The organism is Pseudomonas sp. ICMP 10191 (assembly GCF_001467335.1).
In the GTDB taxonomy this organism is placed as follows: domain Bacteria; phylum Pseudomonadota; class Gammaproteobacteria; order Pseudomonadales; family Pseudomonadaceae; genus Aquipseudomonas; species Aquipseudomonas cerasi.
The window spans coordinates 1-18,187 of record NZ_LKGW01000109.1 but is presented as its reverse complement, the minus strand read 5'-3'; the positions used below and the strand labels follow the sequence as shown (position 1 = coordinate 18,187).

Below are 18,187 nucleotides of genomic sequence, written 5' to 3'. Positions count from 1 at the left end.
ACGAGGCATACATCAGTGCAGCCAACGCCGTTGACTCCCTTGCCGTGAGCCTAGGCCGGGGACATGACTGTACTGTTACAGGACAAATCACGTTGCATGCCAACTGCGCCGAAAAGAGCCCATAACCCCCTGCCCAACAGGCCCATTGCGATGGTCTACGCTTAGCGCCAGGCACTGCCGGGGCCCGTGAAAAACGCTTTTGTCCGTGCAACACGACACGAAAATGTCATGCAAAAAGCCTAACTTGGCTCAGGTATTGCTGATCTAGACCAAATAATCCGCAACGAACACTTTTCTCAAGAAGTGCACTAGGAGCTCCGAATGAAACATCTTTTGTTGGCATCACTCCTCGGTTCAGCCATGGCAATGAGTTCGCTGGTCATGGCTGCGGACACGGATCTTAAAACGCTGGAGGCTGCGGCCAAGGCTGAAGGCGCGGTCAACAGCCTCGGCATGCCGGATGACTGGGCAAACTGGGGCGGCATCTGGAAAGACCTGGAAGCCAAATATGGCCTCAAGCACATGGACACCGACATGAGTTCGGCCCAGGAGATCGCCAAGTTCGAGGCGGAGAAAGACAACGCCAGCGGTGACATTGGCGACGTAGGCGCAGCGTTCGGCCCTATCGCCACAGCAAAAGGCGTTACCCAGCCTTACAAGCCAACTACCTGGGATCAGATCCCGACCTGGGCCAAGGACAAGGACGGCCACTGGGCGCTGGCCTACACCGGCACCATCGCCTTCATCGTCAACAAAAACCTGCTGCACGGCTCTGAAATCCCGAAAAGCTGGGCTGACCTGAAAACCGGCAAATACAAGGTGTCCATCGGCGACGTGAGCACTGCGGCTCAGGCTGCCAACGGTGTACTGGCAGCGGCCATCGCCATGAAAGGTGACGAAACCAACATCGCACCGGGCCTAGCACTGTTCACCGATCTGGCCAAACAGAAGCGTCTGTCGCTGGCCAACCCGACCATTCAGACCATCGAGAAAGGCGAAATCGAAGTCGGTGTGGTCTGGGACTTCAACGGCCTGAGCTACAAAGCCAAGATGACCAAACCTGATGATTACGTCGTGCTGATCCCTTCGGACGGCTCGGTGATTTCCGGCTACACCACCATCATCAACAAGTATGCCAAACACCCGAACGCCGCCAAGCTGGCGCGTGAATACACCTTCAGCGACGCGGGTCAGATCAATCTGGCCAAGGGCAATGCACGCCCGATTCGCGTAGAACACATCAAACTGCCTGAAGATGTTCAAGCCAAACTGCTGCCGCAAGACCAGTATAAAAACGCCAAGCCAATCGAGAACGCAGAGGCGTGGGAGAAAACTTCCAAAGCGCTGCCGCAGATGTGGAACGAGCAGGTCATCATCGAGATGAACTGATCCTCTCCTGCGGCTCAGGGATGAAGTCGTGTACTCCGGGCGAGCCAGTCTCGCCCGTTCTTTCAAAGCGAGTCGCCCATGAAACACAACGTCATCCTGATCGTGCTGGACGGCCTCAATTACGAAGTCGCACGCCATGCGATGGGGCACCTGCAAGCCTGGCATGATGCGGGCCGGGCCGCGCTCTACAAGATGGAATGCGAACTGCCCGCCCTCTCACGCCCCCTTTACGAATGCATACTGACCGGTGTCGCGCCCATCGACAGCGGCATCGTGCATAACAACGTCTCGCGCCTGTCGAATCAGCGCAGCATCTTTCACTATGCTCGCGACGCCGGGCTGAGCACTGCAGCAGCGGCCTATCACTGGGTCAGCGAGCTGTACAACCGCACCCCGTTCGACCCGGCACGCGATCGCCATACGGAAGCCACGGATCTGCCGATTCAGCACGGACTGTTCTACTGGGCCGATCACTACCCTGATTCGCACCTGTTCGCCGACGCCGAAAGCCTGCGCCTCGGGCACGCCCCGAACTTTCTGCTGATCCACCCCATGAACATCGACGACGCCGGGCACAAGCACGGCCTCGACACTGCGCAGTACCGCAACAGCGCCCGCAGCGCAGACATCATTCTGGCTGACTACCTGCAACGCTGGCTGGATGCGGGTTATCAAGTGCTGGTGACGGCCGACCACGGCATGAACAATGACCGCTCGCACAACGGGCTGTTGCCGGAAGAGCGTGAGGTGCCGCTGTTCGTCATCGGTGATGCCTTCAGCCTGAATGTCGACGCCGCGCCGCGCCAGATCGATCTGTGCGGCACCGTCTGCGAGCTGCTTGGCGTGCCGCACGACAAACCGGTCTGCCGGGAGATTCTCAATTGACAACCTTTTCCCGAGGCAAGTGGCTGGGGCTGTTGTGCCTGCTGCCCTTCGCCGTATTTTTCATCGTGTTTCAGATCGCACCGCTGCTCTGGGTCGCGATCCACAGCCTGCAAAGCGATGCCGGCTGGGGCTGGGAAAACTTCATCCGGGCGTTCAGCTCGAAGTTCTACCGGCAAGCCATTCAGTACAGCCTGGAGATCAGCTTCTGGTCGAGCCTGTTCGGCATCATCATCTCGATCCTGGGTGCCTATTCGCTGCGCAAGGTGGATTCGCGGCTGCGCGATTTCGTCAACTCGTTCGCCAACATGACCAGTAATTTTGCCGGCGTTCCACTGGCGTTCGCGTTCATCATTCTGCTGGGGTTCAACGGCGCGCTGACCCTGATCCTCAAACAGACCGGGATCATCGATGACTTCAACCTGTATTCCAAGACCGGACTGATCATCCTTTATACCTACTTCCAGATCCCCCTCGGCGTGCTGCTGCTCTACCCCGCACTCGATGCCGTGCGCGAAGACTGGAACGAGTCGGCAGCGCTGCTGGGGGCCAGCAGCTATCAGTTCTGGCGCTACATCGGCCTGCCGGTGCTGACCCCGGCGCTGCTCGGCACGTTTGTCATTCTGCTGGCCAATGCGCTGGGCGCCTATGCCACGGTCTACGCGCTGACCACCGGCAATTTCAACGTATTGCCGATCCGTATCGCGGCGATGGTCGCGGGGGATATCACGCTGGATCCGAACATGGCCAGCGCGCTGGCCATGATTCTGGTCGGGCTCATGACCCTGGTCACCGTGGTCCATCAGTGGTTGTTGAGAAGGAGCTACCATGTCACGCGTTGAAAGAGGGCCTGCGAGCATTTATCACAAGACGGTGGTCTACCTGCTGTTCCTGATCCTGTTGCTGCCACTGGCCGGCACCTTCCTGTACTCGATCGCGACCAGTTGGTCGGCGACCATTCTGCCCAGCGGCCTGACCTTCAAATGGTACGTGGCGCTGTGGAGCGACCCACGCTTTCTGACGGCGTTCGGCCAGTCGTTGCTGGTCTGCGTCGGCGCACTGGTCCTTTCGGTGGTGCTGATTCTGCCCCTGCTGTTCGTCGTGCATTACTACTTTCCGCGCCTCGACGGGCTGATGAACATCCTCATCCTGCTGCCGTTCGCCGTGCCGCCCGTGGTCTCCTCGGTCGGCCTGCTGCAGCTGTATGGCTCAGGCCCCATGGCGATGGTCGGTACACCGTGGATTCTGATTGGTTGTTACTTCACGGTCGCCCTGCCCTTCATGTACCGCGCCATCACCAACAACCTGCAGGCCATCAACCTGACAGACCTGATGGACGCCGCCCAGTTGCTCGGCGCCAGCACCTGGCAGGCGGCGTTCATGGTCGTGCTGCCCAACCTGCGCAAGGGCCTGATGATTGCCCTGCTGCTGTCGTTCTCGTTCCTGTTCGGCGAATTCGTGTTCGCCAACCTGCTGGTCGGCACGCGCTATGAAACCCTGCAGGTCTACCTCAACAACATGCGCAACAGCAGTGGTCACTTCAACAGCGCGCTGGTGATTTCCTATTTCCTCTTCGTGCTGGTGCTGACCTGGGCCGCCAATCGACTGAACAAGGACAAAGACTGAGATGAGTTTTGTCAGTATTGAAAACCTGCAGAAAAGCTACGCCAGCACGTCAGTGTTCAGCGATATCAACTGCAGCATCGCGAAGGGCGAATTCGTTACCTTGCTGGGCCCGTCGGGCTGCGGCAAATCCACGTTATTGCGCTGCATTGCCGGGCTGACCCCGGTCAACAGCGGGCGCATTCTGCTCGATGGCAGCGACCTGGTGCCGCTCACGCCGCAAAAGCGCAACATCGGCATGGTGTTCCAGAGCTATGCGCTGTTTCCCAACATGACCGTCGAGCAAAACGTTGCCTTCGGGCTGCGCATTCAGAAAGTCGGTGCCGACGAGAGCTCAAGGCGTGTTGCCGAGATTCTGCGCATGGTCGAGCTGCACGATTTTGCCACGCGCTACCCGCATCAACTGTCCGGCGGGCAATGCCAGCGTGTGGCGCTGGCGCGCTCGCTGGTCACTCGCCCGCGTCTGCTGTTGCTCGATGAGCCGCTGTCGGCGCTGGACGCGCGGATTCGCAAGAACCTGCGTGAACAGATACGCGCCATTCAGCGCGAGCTGAGCCTGACCACTATTTTCGTGACCCACGACCAGGAAGAGGCACTGACCCTGTCAGACCGTATCTTCCTGATGAACCAGGGCCGGATCGTGCAGAGCGGTGACGCCGAGACACTGTACACCGCGCCGGTGGACGTTTTCGCCGCAGGCTTCATCGGCAACTACAACCTGCTGGAAGCCGACGATGCCACTCGCCTGATGCAGCGCCCGATCAACAGCCGTGTGGCGATCCGCCCTGAGTCGATCCAATTGAGCCTGACGGGCGAACTGGAAGGCGAAGTACGCAGTCACAGTCTGCTCGGCAACGTCATCCGCTACCGGGTCCAGGCGCGTGGCGTAGACCTTGTGGTCGACGTACTGAACCGCAGCGCCGACGACCTGCACCCGGACGGAAGGCGTGTAACACTGAACATTGAACCGTCGGCACTCTGCGCCTTGAACTGAGCGTTGCCTTGAACTGAACGCGCCGTGAACTGAATTCGTTCTGCACGCATAACGCCACGCGCTTGCCGATCAAGACGCCATGCGTGAAGCTGACAGCCGACTCAACAGACTTTTAGGAGAAACGCACATGCCCCTGGCAATTTTCGACCTGGACGAGACCCTGATCGGTGGTGACTGCGCCACGCTCTGGAGCGAGCAGATGGGTCGCCTGGGCTGGGTTGACTCGACGTCGTTCATGCAACGCAACGACGAACTGATGGCCGCCTACAGCGAGGGCAAGCTCGCGATGGAAGACTACATGGCCTTCAGCCTGGAACCCATGGCTGGCCGTACCCCTGAAGAAATCGACCATCTGGTCGGCCCTTGGGTCGAGGACGTCATCGAGCCGATCATCTACAGCGACGCCTGCACATGCATTGCAAAGCACCGCGCCAAGGGTGACCGCATTCTGGTGATCTCGGCGTCGGGCGTGCACTTGGTCAAGCCGATCGCCGAACGCCTCGGGATCGACGAAGTGCTGGGTATCGAACTGGACGTGCAGCACGGCGTCTACAGCGGTGCAACCGTCGGCGTGCTGACCTATCGGGAAGGCAAGATCACGCGCCTGATGGAATGGCTGGATGCCGAGGGGGAAAATCTCGAGGGTGCGAGTTTCTATTCGGATTCGCGCAATGACCTGCCGCTGCTGCTCAAGGTTGACCACCCTAACGTGGTCAACCCCGATGCCGTGTTACTGGAACACGCGCAGAAAGCGGGCTGGCCGGTGCACGACTGGAGCTGAGTCCAGAGGCACCGCCTGATCAGACCAGGCTTTCGTCGATCACCAGCACGATCTTGCCGGACACCGTGTTGGTCGCCAGCTCTTCGAACGCCGCCTCGGCATCCTTGATCGCAAAGGATTTCGCCAGTTGCGGCTTGAGGCGGCCCTCAGTGAACAGCGGCCAGACGTGCTGGCCCAGGTCGCTGAGCAGGTCGGCCTTGAACGTGTCGTCGCGACTGCGCAAGGTCGAACCCATCAGCCGGATACGCTTGCCCAGTACGTGAGCCAGATCCACCTGCGCCTCGCGGCCGCTCATGACGCCGATCAGCACCCAGCGACCGTCCAGGGCCAGCAGTTTGACGTTGAGCTCGGCGTAGCTCGCCCCCACCGGGTCGAGGATGACGTTGAACGGTGCAAAGTCGTTCAGGCCTTCAAGGCTTTCGCTGCGTACCACACCGCCCTGAGCACCCAGTTCGACGCAATAGGCCAGACGTTCGGTCGAGCCGACACTGACCCAGACCGGATTGCCAAACGCCTTGCAAAGCTGAATCCCGGCTGAACCAACCCCACTTGCGCCAGCGTGCAGCAAAACCTTCTCGCCAGGCTTGAGCGCGGCGAGCTCGAACAGGTTCAACCATGCGGTGGCATAGACCTCGGGAATGGCGGCCGCCTCGTGCAGCGACAGACCTTCCGGTACCGGCAGCACGTGTCGCCCATCGACCACCACTTCTTCGGCCATCGCCCCGCCCGCCAACAGCGCGCAGACGCGGTCTCCGACCACCCAGGACGTACCCGGACCGACTTCGGCGATTACGCCCGAGCACTCCAGACCCAGCGTCTGAGTGACGCCGGGCGGCGGCGGATACTTGCCTTCGCGCTGTAACAGATCGGCACGATTCAAACCTGCCGCAGCCACTTTGATACGTACCTGCCCCACATCGAGGGCCGGACTCGGCTCCTCGACCCATTCCACATGTCCTTCAACGCCTTGCAATGCCTTCACGGTGCCTCCATAGTGAGTCCAGACTGAGCCCGTGGCTGTTTTGCCCGGGCTTTTGCATTATGCGGCCGGGTCCAAAGGAACCGGCGACCTCAAAGACGGCCTAATATGCGTTATCAATTGTCCTCGCGTCGAATCAGCATGAAGCAATTATTCCCCAGCACTGCCCTCGCACTGTTTGTCGGCCTTAGCGTTTTGCCGATGTCAGCCAGTACCTTTGCCGCCAACAGCTGGGATAATCTTCAGCCGGACCGCGACGAAGTGATTGCCAGTCTCAACGTGGTTGAGCTGCTCAAACGACATCACTACAGCAAGCCGCCCCTGGACGACAAGCGTTCGGCGATTATTTACCAGAGCTACATCAAGCAACTGGACCCCTCGCGCAGCTATTTCATGGCCAGCGACATTGCCGATTTCGACAAATGGCAGTTCCAGTTCGACGACTTCCTGAAAAGCGGCGACCTGAACGCCGGCTTCACCATCTACAAGCGCTATCTGGACCGCGTCAATGCGCGTCTGAATTTTGCGCTGGCCGAGTTGGGCAAGGGCGTCGACAAGCTCGACTTCAATACCAAGGAAACCCTGCTGGTCGACCGCAAGGACGCCGCATGGCCCAAGGATACTGCCGAGCTCGACGAACTGTGGCGCAAGCGCATCAAGGATGAAGTCCTGCGTCTGAAGATTGCAGGCAAGGACCCGGCGAAGATTCAGGAAACCCTGACCAAGCGCTACAAGAATCAGCAGGCGCGTCTGAACCAGACCCGTGCCGAAGATATCTTCCAGGCCTACATCAACACATTCGCCATGTCCTACGACCCGCACACCAACTACCTGTCACCTGACAGCGCGGAGAACTTCGACATCAACATGAGCCTGTCGCTGGAAGGCATCGGCGCCGTGTTGCAGAGCGACAACGACAACGTGAAGATCGTGCGTCTGGTCCCGGCAGGTCCGGCGGCCAAGACCAAACAGGTCGCTCCGGCCGACAAGATCGTGGCCGTTGCCCAGGGCGACAAGGAAATGGTCGACGTGATCGGCTGGCGCCTCGATGAAGTGGTCAAGCTGATTCGCGGTCCGAAAGGCTCGGTGGTACGCCTGGAGATCATCCCAGCCAGCAATGCACCGAACGACCAGACCAGCAAGATCGTCGCCATTACCCGTGAAGCGGTGAAGCTTGAAGAACAGGCGGCCAAGAAGTCGATCCTGCACCTCAAGCAGGACGGCAAGGATTACAAGCTCGGGGTCATCGACATTCCAGCCTTCTATCTGGACTTCAAGGCCTACCGTGCTGGCGATCCGGAATACAAGAGCACCACCCGTGACGTGAAGAAACTGCTCACCGAATTGCAGGCCGAGAAGGTCGACGGTGTGGTACTGGATCTGCGCAACAACGGTGGTGGTTCGTTGCAGGAAGCCACCGAGCTGACCAGCCTGTTCATCGACAAGGGCCCGACCGTGCTGGTGCGTAATGCCGACGGCAAGGTCGACGTCCTGGAAGACGAAGCCAAGGGCGCGTTCTACAAAGGCCCGATGGCATTGCTGGTCAACCGTCTGTCTGCGTCGGCGTCGGAGATTTTCGCCGGGGCGATGCAGGATTATCACCGCGCGCTGGTGATCGGTGGCCAGACCTTCGGTAAAGGCACCGTGCAGACCATTCAGCCGCTCAATCACGGCGAACTGAAACTGACACTGGCCAAGTTCTATCGGGTTTCCGGTCAGAGCACCCAGCATCAGGGCGTGGTACCGGACATCACGTACCCATCGCTGATCGACACCAAGGAGATCGGCGAGAGCGCGCTGCCCGAAGCCATGCCGTGGGACAGCATCAAACCGGCGATCAAGCCGGCAATCGACCCGTTCAAGCCGTTCCTGGCTCAATTGCAGGCGCGTCATGAAGCACGTTCGGCAAAAGACGCCGAGTTCGTGTTCATTGAGGATCGCCTGGCGCTGGCCAAGAAGCTGATGAACGAGAAGACCGTCAGCCTCAATGAAGCCGACCGTCGTGCCGAGCATGCGTCTATCGAAAGCAAGCAACTTGCGCTGGAAAACACCCGCCGCAAGGCCAAGGGTGAAGAGCCGCTCAAAGAGCTGAAGAAGGAAGATGAAGACGCGCTGCCGGTAGAAGACGAGAAAACCAAACCCGAGGACGATGCCTACCTGGCAGAGACCGGGCGCATTCTCATCGACTATCTGGGTCTGAGTGCGGCTGTCGCGAAAAAGTAACGCAGGCTCATTGATGGCCAGTTAGCCGCAACGTCATCAAACAGTCATGAAGCTGTCGTGAAATACGGGGCTGAACGCGAAAGCGCTCAGCCCTTTTTCATTCTCTCCGAGACGACCATGACCATAACAGAGCAGCTGAGCGCACTGAGTTCCATTCTGGCTCGTGGTGATTTGCACAGCTTGTTCCAACCCATCGTCTCGCTGTCGGAGCACCGGATTCTGGGCTATGAAGCCTTGACCCGCGGCCCGTCCAACAGCGCCCTGCACTCGCCCCTGAATCTGTTCGCCATCGCCCGCCAGGCCGGGCGTCTGAGCGAGCTGGAGTTAAGTTGCCGAGACAGCGCCTGCCGACGTTTCAGTCAGCAGAAGTTGCCGGGCAAGCTGTTTCTCAACGTCTCCCCCGAATCGCTGCTCGAAAGCTCTCATCCTCCGGGTCGGACGCTGGAAATGCTGCGCCGATACCACATCGCGCCGAAGGACGTGGTCATCGAACTGACCGAGCAGATGCCTACCGACGATTTCGACCTGCTGTACAACGCCTTGCATCACTATCGCGACATGGGCTTCTCCATTGCGCTGGACGATCTCGGTGCCGGTTATTCGAGCTTGCGACTGTGGTCGGAGCTGCGCCCGGACTATGTGAAAATCGATCGGCACTTCATCGACGGCATTCATCAGGATGCGGTGAAGCGCGAGTTCGTCGGCTCCATGCTGCAGATGGCCAAGGCTTCCAGAGCGACGGTGATTGCCGAAGGCATCGAATTGCCCGAAGAGCTGGCGACGCTGAAAGACATGGGCGTGAACCTGGTTCAAGGCTATCTGCTGGCGCGCCCTCAGGAGCGCCCGCCGCGCGACACTCGCGCCATGCTGCCCAGGACAGAGATCGCAGTGACGCCGCTCAACGAAGAAGCGGCCGACCTGTCTGCCCTGCTCAACCCGCAGCCATCGGTCAGCCAGTCAACTCCCACTGCTGAAGTGCTGGAAGCGTTTCGCAGGCAGGCCAACCTCAACTCTTTGGCGGTGCTGGATGACGACGCCCGACCGTGTGGCATCGTCCACCGGCACTCATTGTCCGAGGCCCTGCTCAAGCCTTTCGGCACCGAGCTGTTTGCCCGCAAACCGATCAGCCGTCTGATGAGCAGTGACTTTCTGGCCGTGGAAGTCAGCCAGTCGCTGCAACAGGTCAGCCGGCTGTTGACCAGCCGTGCCCGGCAACGCATCGAGGAGGATTTCATTATCACCTCGAACGGTACCTATCTTGGGCTGGGCCGGGTGATCGACGTGCTCAAGCTGATTACCGAAATGAAGATCCAGCAGGCACGTTACGCCAACCCGCTGACCCTGCTGCCCGGCAACGTCCCGATTCAGCAGTGCCTGACTCGACTGCTGCAGCAAGGCCGCGCATCGATGATCTGCTACGTGGACATCGACAGTTTCAAGCCCTTCAACGACATCTACGGTTATGCCCGTGGCGACGAGGTGCTGCTGTGTCTGGCGCAATGCCTCAACGACCGCATCGATCCGGCCAGGGACTTTGTCGGGCACATCGGCGGAGATGATTTTCTGATGGTGCTGGGCTTTGATGACTGGGAACGACGCCTGAAAAGCCTGCTGGATGATTTTCAGAATCAATGCCGTCGTTTCTACCGCGCAGAACACCTGGAAGCCGGGTGCTTCATCGCCCTCAATCGGCAGGGCCAACGCCAGGAATTCCCCCTGCTATCGCTGTCGATTGGGGTGGTGCACCTGCATGAAGAAAGCTGCACGTTGGTCGATGCCAGCCAACTGGCCGACCTCGCTTCACAGGCCAAGCACTTCGCCAAGGATGTCGCCGGCGCAAGCATTCACGTCATAGATTCGACGCGGCTGGATTTGTTGATGCAGGCGTGAGGGCCGGTGCCATTCCCCTACTGCGCTTCAACTTCCGGATAACTGTATTCGAACACCCGAACCACTTCCGAGGCATGCCATGAGGCTGCCGCGACGCCGTCCGAAGGTCCGGAGAAACGGCCCAGGCGTTCGGCACACTCGAAAAAACCAGGACGCGGCAGGCGGCTTGCGCCCTGGCTGATGACCAGCGAACTGCGCAAGGGCTGTTCAGCGCGGGCATCCATGGCGGCGAGGTGCTCAAGAGCCGCCGTCAGGGTCTGCATGGCCGGACTGGGCAGTTGCAGGCGTTCCACCAGCGCGCGATAGGTCAGCAGATGCCGTTGGCGACGGGCCAGATCGAGCTCATTGAGCAGCCCGTCCCAATGCTGACGACTGATGCGCACGCTCACGACTCACCTCGCCAGCCCGGCACCCCAAGCTCCCACGCCAGGCTGCGCTTGATCGCGCCGTCCGGCTCACGAGTACCGTTCTCGATCAATTCCAGATAGGACGGGCTGATCCCGACGGTACGCGCCAGGCTCGCCGCTTCAAGGCCCTCGGCCTCGCGCAGTGCACGCAACTCATCGAACCCGGGAAGCTCATCGGCGGTAGTGCCGGAAGTCGATACAGCTGGCTCGCTGGAAGGTTTGCCGGCCAGTCCGGCAGCCTTGAGCAGCGCTTGATACTGCGCCCAGGGCAGCACTGCATATTCAGGCTCCCCGTCACGGGATATCACTTGAAGATCCATAGAGTCACCTTGTACTACACGACCGCATACTGATCAGACCTGATCCATAGGCAGGCATCTTAACAGCGGAACGCCAGGGCTGGTGTTCAATCCGTGAGACTTACACCTTACCCCGCTCTTGCTCCAGCAGTGCCTGAGTCTTCGGCAGTTGCTCGACCACGATGAGTTTCTCGGGCGATTGCTGCGCCTGCCATGCACGAAAGGCATCCAGTTCATTGCTCAAGTGCTTGGTAACCCATGCAAGCACGGCGATGTCATCGAGCATGCCGAGGCCGGGTATCCAGTCGGGGATCGCATCCAGCGGGCTGAGGAAGTACATCAGACCGGCGACGATGGACAGAATCGCTTTGGGGCTGATGCTGCGGTATTCGCCCCGCCAGTAAGCCAGGCACAAGGCCTGCAGCAAACGCAGGTCTTCCTTGAGCCTGCCCAGACGATTACCTTCACTGTTGCCCTTGCGCGCGACAGCGAACAATAGCCCTGGCAATCGCCCGGCTGCCAGCAGACGCCGGGCTCCGGGCAGATAACGGATAAAATTCCACGGTGCTTTCATACCCACTCCCGCTCAGCAAAATGTCGTTCGATAAAAGCAGATCCGCTGGACCTGTCTGGCCAAAGCCACAAGGTTATCCACAATAATTGTGGATAACCTTGTGAACAGTGGCTTTTTTCCAGCCTCAACCCCCCGTTTTCGGGGGGCCACAGTCAAATCGGGCGTTTTTTACTCACAAAAAAACTACAAACGTGTGAACCCGACACCCTCTATGAGACGAGTACCTTGATCCTGCCGGACTGTCGGACAATGCTTTTGCATGCATCCATGGTAGTGGGACTGCCCGAATGGCCAAGCGTTCGGGAAATAAGCCGGACACAAAAACGCCCTGTCGAGACAGGACCTGTCGAGACAGGGCGTTTTCTGTAGCCAGGTAGAGCGTTACTTCTTGGCCGGAGCCGAAGCGGCAGGGGCTGCCTCTTCTTCTTCGTCGGCATCAGCACCCGCAGTCGGTGCCGCTGCAGGGTCTTTGATACCCAGCAGTTCGAGATCGAACACCAGTACCGAGTTGGCCGGGATCGCCGGGCTCGGGCTCTGTGCGCCGTAAGCCAGATCACTCGGGATGAAGAGTTTGATCTTCTCGCCGACGTGCATCAGTTGCAGGCCTTCGACCCAACCCGGAATCACACCGCCAACAGGCAGGTCGATCGGGCTGCCGCGCTCAACGGAACTGTCGAAGACCTTGCCGTCGATCAGCTTGCCTTCGTAGTGAACAGTCACAACATCGGTAGGCTTGGGCTGAGGGCCGTCGGCTTTCTTGATGATCTGATACTGCAGGCCGGAAGCGGTGGTGACCACGCCGTCCTTCTTACCGTTCTCTTCGAGGAATTTCTTGCCAGCGGCAGAAGCCTCTTCGCTCATCTTCGCCAGACGCTCTTCGGAACGCTTTTGCAGCGCGGAGAAGGCTTCAACCAGCTCTTCGTCCTTGAGTTTCTGATCTTTCTTGCCGACAGCGTCTTCGATACCCAGGGCTACAGCCTTGGAATCCAGATCATCCATACCTTCCTGAGCCAGGCTTTTGCCCATGTTCAGACCGATGCCATAAGACGCTTTTTGTGCTGGGGTTTTCAGCTCAACGGTGCTGGCTTGCTTGTCACAACCTGCGAGTACCAGACCGACCAGGGCAATCGCCGCTGCCAACCGATGCTGTTTCATGCTAATTCCTTGTTCATGCGCCAAAAGGGCAAACGAGTAAAGCCGCGAGCTTATCAGGCCGCCGCGATCAATGGCTACCGGCATGAGAGGGAGAAAACGCCGATAAGTTCAGGTATCCAAAGGTTTTCCCGGATCTGTACCGCATTGTTCAGTTGCAGTTCAGTTTGTGATTCGCGACGGCAAGGCGCCGGCACGCTGCACAGGGCTCAGGCCACCGGACTGATCACACCGGCATCGGGCCAGCGTTCACTGGTCTGCAGCACGCGCAGATGCCCGGCCCGCGCCACCCGAAGGACGAAATCCTGCACGCTGAGGGTACCGGCCGCGAGTTGCGCCTGAATGGACCCGGCCCCCGAATAGACACTCGATACGCTTTGCAACAGTTGAAACTCCTCGTCGGACTGGCTGGGTGTGTAACAAAGCAGTGCGCCGTCGGCTGCCGAGAAATAAACGGCGGACATTTCGAAACCATAGCGAATCGGCACGCCTTTGCGGCGCTGGGCCGGTTTGTGCCGATAGCTGAACATCCGATGCAGGTCATCCGGCTTGAAGAAATCGTTCATCACTTCACGCCCACCCTCGACGGCCAGATTGGCTGAACAGAAATACATACCGTCCACACGATAGCCGTAAGGTAATGCAGGCCGGTAATACGCATCGGGATGGAACGCCGAACACGGCGCATACACTGGCATGCCGTCATCGAGCATCGGCTCGGCAATCCGATAGGCTCGGGTGACCGGATTGAACAGAAGAAAACCGATGATCTGTGAATGAATACGACTGCCGATACGGCCATGTGCGTAACGTGCAGCCTCGTCGGCGCTGTCGAACGGCGCGCTGAGGCTCAAAGATCGGGGCGGCCATTGCACGTCGCAGCTTGCGGGCGATTTGACCGGCGCCGCGCGAGCAGCGGTTGCGTCAGGATACGGGTGCCAGTCGGCCGGCACTTTGCCCGCCCGTCCCCACAGGAGGCTGGGCACTATCACGCGCAGATCCCCGGCACCGGCCAGCAGACGAACCACATCACTGGGCATCATGCTGAGGTTCTGCAACGCCTGGTGGATCTGGCTGAGTTCACACAGGTGCGGCATGCTCGGCGGACCGGAGACGCGCGCAAACAAGGCGTCTTCGGCGGCAGAGCGAGACAGTGTGTATTTGATCAGGGAACCGTCAGGCCCGGAAAGATAGGTCGCCGAACACACCTTCTGATCATCGATCACTGCGTAAATGTCGCCGACTGAAAGGCTGTTCGGGTAAGTGACCTTTTCACTCTCCGGCCACTCGTCGAGCCCGGCCTGCAGTGACGGGTGAGAATGGTAGACCGCATAGTCGTCATGCCCATGCGGGTAGAGCACATAACCTTCCTGCTCGTTGCGCGGGAAGACTTCATTGGGATCGAAGCTGAACTGGCTGCCATTCATGGGTTCGGTCGCGATGTATTTGCCATCCCTGCGAACCAAAATGAAACCGCCGTATTCGCGATCACGCCGGTCGCCGATCCGCTCATGAGCATAACGCGCCGCATCATCAGGATGATCGAACGGCGCGCTGAGCGTCGGCATATCGGGGTGGTGATCGATGGATCGCTTGAAGAGTCTTTTTCTGGGGTGCATGCACGGTTCCTTGAAAGCCTGACTGATTGAGCCATGAGCGTAAGGAAACCCGAGACAGCGAGTGACATAGATGAATATGACGTTATGTGGATCGGCCAGCGCCGAACAACATGAAATTAAAGATAATTTTTAAGCGTTCCGGGATGTGCTTCGATCCGCGGCGTGGGCGAATCGGCCCAGACCCTGCGTCGACCATCGCGACTGGCGACCAGGGCTTACGCAGTTTGTCGTGCTCAGGAACATTTTTATGCAACCGACCACTCGTTTTCGCTCAACGCGCTCGACAGCTCGCCAATTGGCAAGCCTGGCCTTGATCGCCACAGCAGCCCTGTTGCCGGTCAGCGCAGCCTATGCCGCCAAGAAGCCGCCGTTGGTTGTCACTGAGGGCATCAAGGCCTACCGCCTGTGCACAGGCCCCGACAATCTGTCACACGTTATCGTGGGTTCGATCGATCAAAAAGCCATGACCGATGTCAGCACCCTGCACTTCAAGGAAACCCCGGCGCACTCCACCTATGACTGGCATCCGGCACCCGAAGAGCAGTACGTGATCACCCTGTCCGGCACTCTGGAATTTTCCACCACCGGCGGCGAGAACTTTGTCCTGCACCCCGGAGAAGTGTTGCTGGCGCAGGACACCACCGGCCCTGGCCATCGCTGGAAACTGATCGACGACCAGCCGTGGCGACGCGCGTACATCATCACCAAGCCAGGTGACAAAGGCGCGTTCGTGCCGAAAGACGGAGCGCCTGCGAAGGGCTGCTGATGCAGTGATGCAGCCGCCCTCATAGAGTGCGATTAAATCGACACATCCGCCGCTGGCTCGGAAATTTCGATCAGGTTCAGATCCGGATCACGCACATACACCGACCAGATCGGCCCGGTAGCACCGGTGCGCTCGACCGGGCCTTCGACGATCGGCCAGTCCTGCTCCTGCAGGTGCACAATCACCTGCTCCAGCGGGATGGTGGCGATGAAACACAGATCCAGCGCACCCGGAACCGGCAAATGGGCCTTGGGCTCGAACTCCTTGCCGCGTTCATGGACATTGATTTTCTGATTGCCGAAGCGGAATGCCAGACGCCCCTGACGAAAGCGTTCAGGGGTCATCCCCAGAACGCGTACGTAAAAGTCCTTGCAGGCGTCGATATCGGCAGTGGTCAGTACCAGGTGGTCCAGATGATCAATCACGGGATCAGCTCCGTTTGAAATAGAGTTCTTTTTTACGACAACGGCCACGTTTCGGATCAGATAATGCCAAGCCGACGCCATTCGGCACGTGTAGCAGCGTCTATACCATGCGCTTCAAGCACGGCATCGGTGTGTTGACCGAGTGTTGGCGCGGACGATGTTACCTGACCCGGCGTGGCTTGAAGTTTAGGCACAATCCCCGGAAGGGTGACGGGTGTTCCGTCGTCCAGCGTGCCCTGCAACAGCATGTCCCGCGCCTGATAATGCGGGTCACTGGCAATGTCGGCAGCGTCGTAAATCTTGCCTGCCGGAATGCGTGCTTCGTTGAGCGCCGCAAGGACTTCGTCCATCGAGCGTTCGGCGGTCCAGGTCGAAATGGCCGCATCGATGCGCGCAACGTGCCTGACCCGCCCGTCGTTATGCTGAAGTTCGGGGTCGCTGGCCAGGTCCATGCGGCCGATCTTTTCCATCAGGCGCCGGAAGATGCTGTCGCCATTACCCGCGATCAGCGCGTACTTGCCGTCATTGCAGCGGTAGGCATTGCTCGGAGCGATGCCAGGCAGACTGCTGCCAGCCGGCTCGCGGACAGTATCGAATACCGAATACTCGGGAATCAGACTTTCCATCATGTTGAACACTGACTCGTACAACGCGACATCTATCTGCTGCCCCTCGCCACCGTTCTGCTCGCGGTGACGAAGCGCCAGCAGAACGCCGATCACACCGTGCAGCGCAGACAGCGAATCGCCAATCGATACGCCGACACGTACTGGTGTGCGCCCTGCCTCACCGGACAGATGACGCAAACCGCCCATCGCCTCGCCGATCACGCCAAAACCCGGCCGGTCGCGATACGGGCCGGTCTGCCCGTAGCCAGAGACACGCAGCATGATCAGTTTCGGATTGAGGGCGTGCAGCGCTTCCCAGCTCAACCCCCAGCCCTCAAGTGTGCCGGGGCGGAAGTTCTCGACCAGTACATCGGCATCCCGGATCAGCCGCCGTACCATTTCCTGCGCCTGAGGCTGGCGCAGATCGAGGGTCACGGACTGTTTGTTGCGGGACTGCACCGCCCACCAGACGGACGTGCCGTTATGCAGCAAACGCCATTTGCGCAGGGGGTCCCCGGTCAGCGGCGGCTCGACCTTGATGACCTCGGCACCGAACTCGGCGAGAATCTTCGCCGCGAACGGCCCGGCAATGAGCTGACCCAGCTCCACCACCTTGATGCCCTGAAGAGGCAGGCTCATGACACGTCCTTTCTTGTTGGGAGGTGGAGGAATGATCTGCGCAAATGCGCTGGATGGAAAGCCGGACGGTGCGCTGCCAGATCGGACCGCCGTAAAAAACCCCGCACCAGGCGGGGTTCATTGAATCAATTACTGCAGGCCAACTGGAAACTCATCGAGGCATCACCCGAGGCTCCCCGTTTGCCGACCATAAGCCCCAATACATTGACCTGCTCTGTTGTTGCAGCGCCGCCCAACTTGGCGTGCCCGTAGAACAGCCGCTCATGATCACTGGTATCGATGGAAGATACCGAGCAAAAACCTGGAGACTTTTCAAATTGCCCTTCCTTGAAGAGCACTTTATAAGTCGCGAAGTAGTCTTTCTGACTGCTGTAACTTACAGACTTGATCCACGGCGACGACTGAGCAACGACATTGCCGTGCTGGTCGATGGTTGCGGTGTGCAGTGCTGGCGTGGCCAGCGCGCCCGCAGAGAGGATCAAGGCTGTGGTGCCTGCAAGCAGTTTAAAACGATTTTTCATAGTTATCCCTTAACTCACTACCGTATCAGACCGCCTCGATTCGGCGGTCGGCTTGGATTAATTATTCTGGGTAATCAAGAGCACTCCTGATGCCTGAATACCCGATCAACCCATGCAGCTAATACCAGCAAAGAGGATAAATCAAGCGTTCACCGGAGCTAACTAACAAGCCTGGTTTTAACTTCAATATTTAAGGAAATTACTTACATTCGCGAAGAGTAATTCTTACAGAACTTCAATAGAACTGCCGCAGGGGCATTGCACGAGGAGGGTTGGGATTTCCAGACGACAGAAAGCAAAAAGCCCGCACTAGGCGGGCTTTCTGTTTGCTTCAAGGAGTTCAAGGGCCTTGAAGCGGAATATGGCGCAGCGGACGGGACTCGAACCCGCGACCCCCGGCGTGACAGGCCGGTATT

General features: G+C 59.1%; 18 protein-coding genes. 9 read left to right on the top strand and 9 right to left on the bottom strand.

Annotated elements, in window-relative coordinates:
• The first annotated feature begins 321 nt into the window (after positions 1-321).
• From AO388_RS13425 to AO388_RS13400, 6 genes are all read left to right on the top strand, one after another.
• Positions 322-1,389 (top strand): ABC transporter substrate-binding protein, encoded by a 1,068-nt coding sequence (locus AO388_RS13425; protein WP_003368360.1) that lies wholly within the window; start codon positions 322-324, stop codon positions 1,387-1,389.
• 78 nt (positions 1,390-1,467) lie between these two features.
• Positions 1,468-2,274 (top strand): alkaline phosphatase family protein, encoded by an 807-nt coding sequence (locus AO388_RS13420; protein ID WP_003430952.1) that lies wholly within the window; start codon positions 1,468-1,470, stop codon positions 2,272-2,274.
• On the top strand, positions 2,271-3,113 hold the full coding sequence (locus AO388_RS13415; protein WP_058416594.1) for an ABC transporter permease: 843 nt from the start codon (positions 2,271-2,273) through the stop codon (positions 3,111-3,113). Before AO388_RS13420 ends, AO388_RS13415 begins: the two co-directional genes overlap by 4 nt.
• The gene (locus AO388_RS13410) at positions 3,100-3,897 is read left to right on the top strand and encodes an ABC transporter permease (RefSeq protein ID WP_003368352.1); all 798 of its coding nucleotides are present in this window, start codon (positions 3,100-3,102) and stop codon (positions 3,895-3,897) included. Before AO388_RS13415 ends, AO388_RS13410 begins: the two co-directional genes overlap by 14 nt.
• 1 nt (position 3,898) lies before the next feature.
• Positions 3,899-4,888: an ABC transporter ATP-binding protein gene (locus tag AO388_RS13405; RefSeq protein ID WP_003430947.1), complete on the top strand. Its 990-nt coding sequence runs from the start codon at positions 3,899-3,901 to the stop codon at positions 4,886-4,888.
• Between the two features lie 127 nt (positions 4,889-5,015).
• Positions 5,016-5,669 (top strand): HAD family hydrolase, encoded by a 654-nt coding sequence (locus AO388_RS13400; RefSeq protein WP_003368346.1) that lies wholly within the window; start codon positions 5,016-5,018, stop codon positions 5,667-5,669.
• Between the two features lie 19 nt (positions 5,670-5,688).
• Here AO388_RS13400 and AO388_RS13395 read toward each other — a convergent pair whose 3' ends face one another.
• On the bottom strand, positions 5,689-6,651 hold the full coding sequence (locus AO388_RS13395) for an NAD(P)H-quinone oxidoreductase (RefSeq protein ID WP_003368344.1): 963 nt from the start codon (positions 6,649-6,651) through the stop codon (positions 5,689-5,691).
• A gap of 138 nt (positions 6,652-6,789) precedes the next feature.
• Here AO388_RS13395 and AO388_RS13390 point away from each other — a divergent pair, with 138 nt between their 5' ends.
• Together AO388_RS13390 and AO388_RS13385 are read left to right on the top strand one after the other, a co-directional pair.
• Positions 6,790-8,871 (top strand): carboxy terminal-processing peptidase, encoded by a 2,082-nt coding sequence (locus tag AO388_RS13390; protein WP_003430942.1) that lies wholly within the window; start codon positions 6,790-6,792, stop codon positions 8,869-8,871.
• Positions 8,872-8,988: 117 nt separating this feature from the next.
• A complete protein-coding gene (locus AO388_RS13385; protein ID WP_042930573.1) occupies positions 8,989-10,761 on the top strand; it encodes a GGDEF domain-containing protein in 1,773 nt (590 codons plus the stop codon).
• Between the two features lie 17 nt (positions 10,762-10,778).
• Here AO388_RS13385 and AO388_RS13380 read toward each other — a convergent pair whose 3' ends face one another.
• From AO388_RS13380 to AO388_RS13360, 5 genes are all read right to left on the bottom strand, one after another.
• A complete protein-coding gene (locus AO388_RS13380) occupies positions 10,779-11,150 on the bottom strand; it encodes a hypothetical protein (protein ID WP_003430937.1) in 372 nt (123 codons plus the stop codon).
• Positions 11,147-11,488, bottom strand: a complete 342-nt coding sequence (locus AO388_RS13375; protein ID WP_058416593.1) for a helix-turn-helix domain-containing protein — start codon at positions 11,486-11,488, stop codon at positions 11,147-11,149. The genes AO388_RS13380 and AO388_RS13375 overlap by 4 nt, the downstream gene beginning before the upstream one ends.
• 100 nt (positions 11,489-11,588) lie before the next feature.
• Entirely contained in the window at positions 11,589-12,041 is a 453-nt protein-coding gene (locus AO388_RS13370; RefSeq protein ID WP_058416592.1) for a YkvA family protein, read from the bottom strand.
• A gap of 381 nt (positions 12,042-12,422) precedes the next feature.
• Positions 12,423-13,196, bottom strand: a complete 774-nt coding sequence (locus AO388_RS13365) for an FKBP-type peptidyl-prolyl cis-trans isomerase (RefSeq protein ID WP_003368330.1) — start codon at positions 13,194-13,196, stop codon at positions 12,423-12,425.
• A 206-nt stretch (positions 13,197-13,402) separates the two neighbouring features.
• Positions 13,403-14,812: a DUF4329 domain-containing protein gene (locus tag AO388_RS13360; protein ID WP_058416591.1), complete on the bottom strand. Its 1,410-nt coding sequence runs from the start codon at positions 14,810-14,812 to the stop codon at positions 13,403-13,405.
• Between the two features lie 247 nt (positions 14,813-15,059).
• Between AO388_RS13360 and AO388_RS13355 the strand changes: the two genes are divergently transcribed.
• Entirely contained in the window at positions 15,060-15,578 is a 519-nt protein-coding gene (locus tag AO388_RS13355; RefSeq protein ID WP_054080794.1) for a hypothetical protein, read from the top strand.
• Positions 15,579-15,610: 32 nt separating this feature from the next.
• Here AO388_RS13355 and AO388_RS13350 read toward each other — a convergent pair whose 3' ends face one another.
• The 3 genes from AO388_RS13350 to AO388_RS13340 form a co-directional block, all read right to left on the bottom strand.
• On the bottom strand, positions 15,611-16,003 hold the full coding sequence (locus AO388_RS13350; RefSeq protein ID WP_003368327.1) for a VOC family protein: 393 nt from the start codon (positions 16,001-16,003) through the stop codon (positions 15,611-15,613).
• A gap of 56 nt (positions 16,004-16,059) precedes the next feature.
• On the bottom strand, positions 16,060-17,250 hold the full coding sequence (locus tag AO388_RS13345) for a CaiB/BaiF CoA transferase family protein (RefSeq protein WP_003368326.1): 1,191 nt from the start codon (positions 17,248-17,250) through the stop codon (positions 16,060-16,062).
• 125 nt (positions 17,251-17,375) lie between these two features.
• Complete coding sequence (locus AO388_RS13340) at positions 17,376-17,771, bottom strand: hypothetical protein (RefSeq protein ID WP_003368325.1); 396 nt, start codon at positions 17,769-17,771, stop codon at positions 17,376-17,378.
• Positions 17,772-18,187 lie beyond the last annotated feature (416 nt).

Coding starts and splice junctions, on each gene's coding strand:
- AO388_RS13425 (WP_003368360.1), top strand. CDS start 322: ATGAAACATCTTTTGTTGGCATCACTCCTCGGTTCAGCCATGGCAATG.
- AO388_RS13420 (WP_003430952.1), top strand. CDS start 1,468: ATGAAACACAACGTCATCCTGATCGTGCTGGACGGCCTCAATTACGAA.
- AO388_RS13410 (WP_003368352.1), top strand. CDS start 3,100: ATGTCACGCGTTGAAAGAGGGCCTGCGAGCATTTATCACAAGACGGTG.
- AO388_RS13405 (WP_003430947.1), top strand. CDS start 3,899: ATGAGTTTTGTCAGTATTGAAAACCTGCAGAAAAGCTACGCCAGCACG.
- AO388_RS13400 (WP_003368346.1), top strand. CDS start 5,016: ATGCCCCTGGCAATTTTCGACCTGGACGAGACCCTGATCGGTGGTGAC.
- AO388_RS13390 (WP_003430942.1), top strand. CDS start 6,790: ATGAAGCAATTATTCCCCAGCACTGCCCTCGCACTGTTTGTCGGCCTT.
- AO388_RS13385 (WP_042930573.1), top strand. CDS start 8,989: ATGACCATAACAGAGCAGCTGAGCGCACTGAGTTCCATTCTGGCTCGT.
- AO388_RS13375 (WP_058416593.1), bottom strand. CDS start 11,488: ATGGATCTTCAAGTGATATCCCGTGACGGGGAGCCTGAATATGCAGTG.
- AO388_RS13370 (WP_058416592.1), bottom strand. CDS start 12,041: ATGAAAGCACCGTGGAATTTTATCCGTTATCTGCCCGGAGCCCGGCGT.
- AO388_RS13365 (WP_003368330.1), bottom strand. CDS start 13,196: ATGAAACAGCATCGGTTGGCAGCGGCGATTGCCCTGGTCGGTCTGGTA.
- AO388_RS13360 (WP_058416591.1), bottom strand. CDS start 14,812: ATGCACCCCAGAAAAAGACTCTTCAAGCGATCCATCGATCACCACCCC.
- AO388_RS13355 (WP_054080794.1), top strand. CDS start 15,060: ATGCAACCGACCACTCGTTTTCGCTCAACGCGCTCGACAGCTCGCCAA.
- AO388_RS13345 (WP_003368326.1), bottom strand. CDS start 17,250: ATGAGCCTGCCTCTTCAGGGCATCAAGGTGGTGGAGCTGGGTCAGCTC.
- AO388_RS13340 (WP_003368325.1), bottom strand. CDS start 17,771: ATGAAAAATCGTTTTAAACTGCTTGCAGGCACCACAGCCTTGATCCTC.